This is a genomic window from Streptomyces sp. NPDC054834, assembly GCF_053611185.1.
Window position 1 is genome coordinate 345,783 of the sequence record NZ_JBSGZV010000004.1, and the last position, 6,780, is coordinate 352,562.

Genomic DNA, 6,780 nt, shown 5'->3' on the forward strand with positions numbered 1-6,780 from the left:
TCCTCAATCGCCGGACGGGCTGGGCAATGCCGACCGGGGCTGAGAGGTGGGGGCGCAGGGGCGGAACCCCCGCCGGGGTGCAGGGAACGCAGTCCCCGCCGGGGTCTGGGGCGGAGCCCCAGGGTGCGGCACCTTCCCAGGTGGCCGCCACGGGTGGGCGGGAAACCCCCTGGGGTCTGGGGCGGAGCCCCAGGGTGAGCCCTGGCCCCAGAAGCTACTCCGGCCGCGCTTACAACCGGCCCAGCACGCGCGCGAGCAACGCTCCCATCCGCGCCGCCGAGTCCCGCCCCGCCTGGAGGACCTCCTCGTGGTTCAGCGGCTCCCCGGTCATTCCGGCGGCGAGGTTCGTCACCAGGGAGATCCCGAGCACCTCGGCCCCGGCCTCCCGCGCCGCGATGGCCTCGAGCACCGTGGACATGCCCACGAGGTCCGCTCCGATCACCCGGGCCATCCGGATCTCGGCCGGCGTCTCGTAGTGCGGGCCGGGGAACTGCGCGTAGACGCCCTCCTCCAGCGAGGGGTCGATCTCCTTGCAGAGCGCCCGCAGCCGCGGCGAGTACAGATCGGTCAGGTCCACGAAGTTCGCCCCGACGATCGGCGAGGTCGCCGTCAGGTTTATGTGGTCGCTGATCAGCACCGGCTGCCCGGGCCGCATGCCCTCGCGCAGACCCCCGCATCCGTTGGTGAGCACCATGGTCTTGCAGCCCGCGGCCACCGCCGTACGTACGCCGTGCGCCACGGCGGCGACACCGCGGCCCTCGTAGTAGTGCGTACGTCCCAGGAAGACCAGCGCGCGCTTGTCACCGATGACGTACGAGCGGACCTTGCCCCCGTGGCCCTCGACGGCCGGCGCCGGGAACCCGGGCAGCTCGGTGACCTGGAACTCGGCGTCGGGAGCCCCCAGTGCGTCGACGGCCGGTGCCCAGCCGGAGCCCATCACGAGGGCGACGTCGTGGGTCTCGGCGCCGGTGAGCTCGCGCAGGCGGGCGGCAGCCGTGTCGGCGGCGACCCTGGGGTCTACAGGGGTGGCGCCCTGGATGTCGTCCGGAAGAAGAGATGCGTTCACGCGGACGAGCGTAGCCGGTCCGGGCCTACGCGCGTAGATGATGGAGCTCACGGGAACGCGATCGTTGTCTTGTCGTTTCCGACGAGCCACGGCGGCGCTGCCGGGTCAGCCCTCGCCCGGGATGAGGACGTCCTTGTCGTTGAAGACCTCGACGATGAAGATCAGCAGACGGCCGCGGCTGACCGTGTACTCCACCAGGATGTTCTGAGTGAGCCGGATCGTCCGGTCGTCCCCGGTAGAGCTTATGGGGCGGGACACCGAGAGGAAGGGATCACGGGCCAGGAGCGCGATGCCCTTGTCGAACGCGATGCGCTGCTCGTCGTCGAGCCGGTCGCGGGCCGCAGCGGCCTGCTCGGTGTAGTACACGTCGTACGTGGCGATGGGGGCCATGGTGCCCTCCCGTTCCTGCGTCAGCCGGCTCGATTTTAGACGCGAACCGCCTCAGCAGGGCCGTTTCCGCAGCTCCATCACGTAATCGTGGGGCGCTCCCGCCGACTCCGCCGCGTCCGCGAGCTCGCCGAGGTAGCGTGCCGACGGCAGCCCGCCCTCGTACCCGTTCAGCACGTACACCCAGGCCGGCTCCGAGCCGTCCAGCGTGTGCACCCGTACCCGCATCCGCCGGTAGATGCCGAGGCCGACGCCCTCCCAGCGGTCCATGGACTCCTCGTCCATCGGCGCGATGTCGTACAGCGCGACGAAGACCTGCGAGACGGGGTCCTCGACGAGCGTCGCGAGCGCGCCCTCCCAGCCCAGTTGTTCGCCGCCGAAGGTCAGCCGCCATCCGTTCAGCCAGCCGGTGGCGCGCAGCGGCGAGTGCGGGGCGCGGCGGGACATCAGCCGTGCGTCGAGGTTGCCTGCGTACGCGGCGTAGAGCGACGACATGGATCGAGGGTACGGCAGCGGGAACTCTCGCCCCTGTCACCCCGGCAGTAACCTCGGAATGGTGGGCCCGGCGCCCCCGGGCAGAAGCACATCGAGGCGTGCGGGACAATGGAGTACGTGACTCGGATCGTGATCATCGGTGGCGGACCCGGCGGATACGAAGCGGCGCTGGTGGCCGCGCAGCTCGGCGCGGAGGTGACCGTCGTCGACTGCGACGGTCTGGGCGGAGCGTCGGTGCTGACCGACTGCGTGCCGTCGAAGACGCTCATCGCGACGGCTGAGGTGATGACCACCTTCGACTCGTCGTACGAGGAGCTGGGCATCATCGTCGCGGACGACACCCCGCCGCTGGAGCAGGCGGCCCGGGTCGTCGGGGTGGACCTGGGGAAGGTCAACCGCCGTGTGAAGCGGCTCGCCCTCGCCCAGTCGCACGACATCACCGCCTCCGTCACGCGCGCCGGCGCCCGGGTCATGCGCGGCCGCGGCCGGCTGGAGGGCATGCAGGCCCTCGACGGCTCCCGGAAGGTCGTCGTGCGCACCGCCGACGGCACCGAGGAGACGCTCGTCGCCGACGCCGTCCTCATAGCCACCGGTGGTCACCCGCGCGAGCTGCCCGACGCCCAGCCCGACGGCGAGCGCATCCTGAACTGGACCCAGGTCTACGACCTCGACGAGCTCCCCGAGGAGCTCATCGTGGTCGGCTCCGGTGTCACGGGCGCCGAGTTCGCCGGCGCCTACCAGGCCCTCGGCTCCAAGGTCACCCTCGTCTCCTCCCGCGACCGCGTGCTGCCCGGTGAGGACCCGGACGCCGCCGCCGTCCTCGAGGACGTCTTCCGCCGCCGCGGCATGAACGTCATGGCCCGCTCCCGCGCACAGTCCGCCAAGCGCGTCGGCGACCGGGTCGAGGTCACCCTCGCCGACGGCCGCGTCATCACCGGCTCGCACTGCCTCATGGCCGTCGGTGCCGTACCCAACAGCGCGGGCCTCGGTCTGGAGGAGGCGGGCGTCCGGCTGCGCGACTCCGGGCACATCTGGACCGACCGGGTGTCCCGGACCAGCGCGCCCGGCGTGTACGCGGCCGGAGACGTCACCGGCGTCTTCGCCCTCGCCTCCGTCGCCGCGATGCAGGGACGTATCGCCATGTACCACTTCCTGGGCGACGCGGTGACCCCGCTGAACCTCAAGACGGTCTCGTCGAACGTGTTCACCGACCCCGAGATCGCCACCGTCGGCTACAGCCAGGCCGACGTCGACGGGGGCAAGATCGACGCGCGGGTCGTGAAGCTGCCGCTGCTGCGCAACCCGCGGGCGAAGATGCAGGGCATCCGCGACGGCTTCGTGAAGATCTTCTGCCGTCCGGGCACCGGAATCGTCGTCGGTGGTGTGGTCGTGGCGCCGCGCGCCTCGGAACTCATCCACCCCATCTCGATCGCCGTCGACAACAATCTGACGGTCGAACAGATCGCGAACGCCTTCACCGTGTACCCGTCCCTTTCGGGCTCGATCGCCGAAGTGGCACGGCAGTTGCACACCCGTAAGGCGGGCGTCGAGGTCTGACGGCCGGATCCAAGTCCCCGCTGGTCACGGGGAGTTGTCGACCATGCGTGCGGCATAGGCGGGACGGATAGGCCCTATACCACTTCCAACCCGACTGTGCGAACAACTTCTGTTATTCGGCGCAAACTGCTGAAAGCAGACGGTCGCCCGCGTTACTGTCAGTTTCGTGTTCGCTGCAGAACGTCGCCAATTGATCCTCGAAATGGTGCGAGCGAACGGGGCCGTGTCGCTCCGTGAGCTCGCCCGTGTCGTCCAGACCTCCGAAGTGACCGTACGACGGGACGTGCGGGCACTGGAGGCAGAAGGACTCCTCGACCGCCGGCACGGCGGTGCGGTACTGCCGGGCGGGTTCACGCGGGAGTCCGGCTTTCCGCAGAAATCCCATCTCGCGACCGCCGAGAAGACGGCCATCGCCGACCTCGCGGCGGGGCTCGTCGAAGAGGGCGAAGCCATCGTGGTGGGGGCGGGGACCACCACGCAGGAGCTGGCCCGCCGGCTCGCCCGGGTGCCCGGCCTGACCGTCGTCACCAACTCCCTCCTCGTCGCCCAGGCGCTGGCGCACGCCAACCGCGTGGAGGTCGTGATGACCGGGGGGACCCTGCGGGGCTCCAACTACGCCCTGGTGGGCTCCGGCGCCGAGCAGTCCCTCCAGGGGCTCAGGGTCTCCAAGGCCTTCCTCTCCGGAAGCGGTCTGACCGCCGAGCGCGGGCTGTCCACGTCCAACATGCTGTCGGCGTCCGTCGACCGCGCACTGGTGGAGGCGGCCGCGGAGGTCGTGGTCCTCGCCGACCACACCAAGCTGGGCGCGGACACGATGTTCCAGACGGTCCCCACTGACCTCATCACCCGTCTGGTCACCGACGAGCCCTCCGGCCACGACGACCGTGCCGCCACCGAACTCCAGGCCCTCGCCGACCAGGGGGTGCAGATCGCCGTGGCCGGGGCGTCGGGAAGCCCGGGGGGTGACCAGGTCCCGGCGCGCCAGCAGCGCCGGGACGTCCCCCTCCCCGGTCCCCGCCGCAGCCAGGTCCCCGGCCCGGGGCTCCGCGCGGCCACCGTCCTGGGCGCCGAACAGCCCACGGCCGCGGACCGCCCCCGCGTGGCGGACATGCGCCGCCGCTGACCGCTCCGCGGGGGAGGGCGGTGGAGGTGCGGTGCCTTGAGGGCGCGTGCGGGTGTGCTGCATGAGGACTGCGTCCCCGTGCCACGAGACAGGCGCCCCCGCTCTGCCACCGTATGAAGCACCGCCGTGATGCCCGCGCCCCCGGGGAGCCCGTGAGACTCGTCCGCGGCGTGCCGTGTTCCGACGGCGTCCGCGCGCGGCCTGAGGCTTGTGTCCGTGCCGCCCGCGCGGTCGGCCTCGCATGTCGCCGTGGCGCCCGGGCAGCCTCCGGGGCCGCCTGTCGACCGCGTCGTGAAGGCCGCTTGCGTCCGCGCACGGCCTGCGGCCGGTCTGCGTGCCGCCGCGCGGCGCCGCGGGTCGCTCGCCTACGTCTGTCCGCCCTAGCCCTTCAGGCCCTTGAGGGTCAGTCGTAGCAACCGGTCCGCCACATCGGGGTCGGTCGGGGACTCCTCGGCCGCGAGGGCGATGGCGTGGGTCAGCTGGAGGAGGTCGCCGATGGAGACGTCGGCCCGGACGGCGCCCGACTCCTGAGCGCGGGCCAGCAGCGCGCCGCCCGCCTCGCGGATCGGGGTGCTGCACCGGGCCAGCGCGGAGGAGGGCTCGGCGGTCACCGACATCAGCGCCCGGGCCAGGCCGCGGTACTCGCCGGCGTGCGTGACCATCTCGCGCAGCCACGTCACCAGCGCGGAGCAGGGCTCGGGGGAGTCGAGGAGCTCGCGGGCGCGGGCGAGGAGTTCGCTCACCGCGTCCTCGAAGACCGCGCTCATCAGCGCGTGCCGGTTCGGGAAGTGCCGGTACAGCGTGCCGATGCCGACGCCCGCGCGACGGGCCACGTCCTCCAGGGAGGCGTCGGTGCCGTGCGCGGCGAACGCGGCGCGGGCCTCGGCGAGCAGGCGCTCGTGGTTCCGCCGGGCGTCCGCGCGCATGGCTCGCGGGACGACGGGCGCCTCCGCCGTGTCCCCGGCCCGTGCGGTCTCCTCCGCGGTCACGCCCCCCATGGCCTCCACCTGCCCTCCACCTGTCCTCTCTCGCGCCCCGACTCTCCCCGACGCCCCGACTCGCCTCCAGGATGCCATCGGGCCGGAAACGGCGAGGCGCCCGGCGGACGAGTGCTTCGTCCGCCGGGCGCCCTGAGTCCCGTACACCTGCCGGCAGATCAGTCCTTGATCTCGCAGATGGCCGCGCCGGAGCTGATGGACGCGCCGATCTCCGCGCCGAGGCCCTTGATGGTGCCGGCCTTGTGCGCGTTCAGCGGCTGTTCCATCTTCATGGCCTCGAGTACGACGATCAGGTCGCCCTCCTTGACCTCCTGGCCCTCCTCGACGGCGACCTTCACGATCGTGCCCTGCATCGGGGAGGCGAGGGTGTCGCCGGAGGCGACCGGACCCGACTTCTTCGCCGCACGGCGCTTGGGCTTGGCACCCGCGGCCAGACCGGTGCGGGCCAGCGACATGCCCAGCGACGACGGCAGGGAGACCTCCAGCCGTTTGCCGCCGACCTCGACGACGACCGTCTCACGGCCCGTCTCCTCCTCCGCCTCGGCGTCGGCCGGAGCGGTGAAGGGCTTGATCTCGTTGACGAACTCGGTCTCGATCCACCGCGTGTGGACCTGGAAAGGCTCGCCGGAACCGGTCAGCTCGGGGGCGAACGCCGGGTCGGTGACCACCGCGCGGTGGAAGGGAATGGCCGTGGCCATGCCCTCCACCTGGAACTCCTCCAGGGCGCGGGCAGCCCGCTCCAGGGCCTCCTTGCGGGTGCGGCCCGTGACGATCAGCTTGGCCAGCAGCGAGTCCCAGGCCGGGCCGATCACGCTGCCCGCCTCCACACCCGCGTCCAGGCGCACGCCCGGACCCGACGGTGCGTCGAAACGGGTGACCGTGCCCGGGGCGGGCAGGAAGTTGCGGCCCGGGTCCTCGCCGTTGATGCGGAACTCGAAGGAGTGACCGCGCAGGGCGGGGTCGTCGTAGCCGAGCGCCTCACCGTCGGCGATCCGGAACATCTCCCGCACCAGGTCGATCCCGGCGACCTCCTCGGTGACCGGGTGCTCGACCTGGAGACGGGTGTTGACCTCCAGGAAGGAGATCGTGCCGTCCTGGCCGACCAGGAACTCACACGTCCCGGCACCGACGTACCCGGCCTCCTTCAGGATGGC

At 71.8% G+C, this 6,780-nt stretch carries 7 protein-coding genes; 2 read left to right on the forward strand and 5 right to left on the reverse strand.

Annotated features, from left to right (window positions below; translation table 11 throughout):
- Positions 1–229 precede the first annotated feature (229 nt).
- The 3 genes from ACWGJM_RS08840 to ACWGJM_RS08850 form a co-directional block, all read right to left on the reverse strand.
- Positions 230–1,066, reverse strand: coding sequence for a purine-nucleoside phosphorylase (locus ACWGJM_RS08840; RefSeq protein WP_453410945.1), 837 nt, complete (start codon positions 1,064–1,066; stop codon positions 230–232).
- Between the two features lie 105 nt (positions 1,067–1,171).
- Complete coding sequence (locus tag ACWGJM_RS08845; protein ID WP_453410946.1) at positions 1,172–1,456, reverse strand: type II toxin-antitoxin system RelE family toxin; 285 nt, start codon at positions 1,454–1,456, stop codon at positions 1,172–1,174.
- A 51-nt stretch (positions 1,457–1,507) separates the two neighbouring features.
- Positions 1,508–1,948: a gamma-glutamylcyclotransferase gene (locus tag ACWGJM_RS08850; protein WP_361808350.1), complete on the reverse strand. Its 441-nt coding sequence runs from the start codon at positions 1,946–1,948 to the stop codon at positions 1,508–1,510.
- A gap of 108 nt (positions 1,949–2,056) precedes the next feature.
- On the opposite strand from ACWGJM_RS08850, the gene ACWGJM_RS08855 reads away from it, so the two are divergent.
- Positions 2,057–3,505 (forward strand): NAD(P)H-quinone dehydrogenase, encoded by a 1,449-nt coding sequence (locus ACWGJM_RS08855; RefSeq protein ID WP_453410947.1) that lies wholly within the window; start codon positions 2,057–2,059, stop codon positions 3,503–3,505.
- Positions 3,506–3,707: 202 nt separating this feature from the next.
- The gene (locus tag ACWGJM_RS08860; protein ID WP_453410960.1) at positions 3,708–4,628 is read left to right on the forward strand and encodes a DeoR/GlpR family DNA-binding transcription regulator; all 921 of its coding nucleotides are present in this window, start codon (positions 3,708–3,710) and stop codon (positions 4,626–4,628) included.
- A gap of 380 nt (positions 4,629–5,008) precedes the next feature.
- Here ACWGJM_RS08860 and ACWGJM_RS08865 read toward each other — a convergent pair whose 3' ends face one another.
- Both ACWGJM_RS08865 and ACWGJM_RS08870 read right to left on the reverse strand, forming a co-directional pair.
- The gene (locus ACWGJM_RS08865) at positions 5,009–5,554 is read right to left on the reverse strand and encodes a TetR/AcrR family transcriptional regulator (protein ID WP_453410961.1); all 546 of its coding nucleotides are present in this window, start codon (positions 5,552–5,554) and stop codon (positions 5,009–5,011) included.
- Between the two features lie 230 nt (positions 5,555–5,784).
- Positions 5,785–6,780: ATP-binding protein (locus ACWGJM_RS08870; RefSeq protein WP_453410948.1), on the reverse strand; the 996-nt coding region annotated here is incomplete at its 5' end.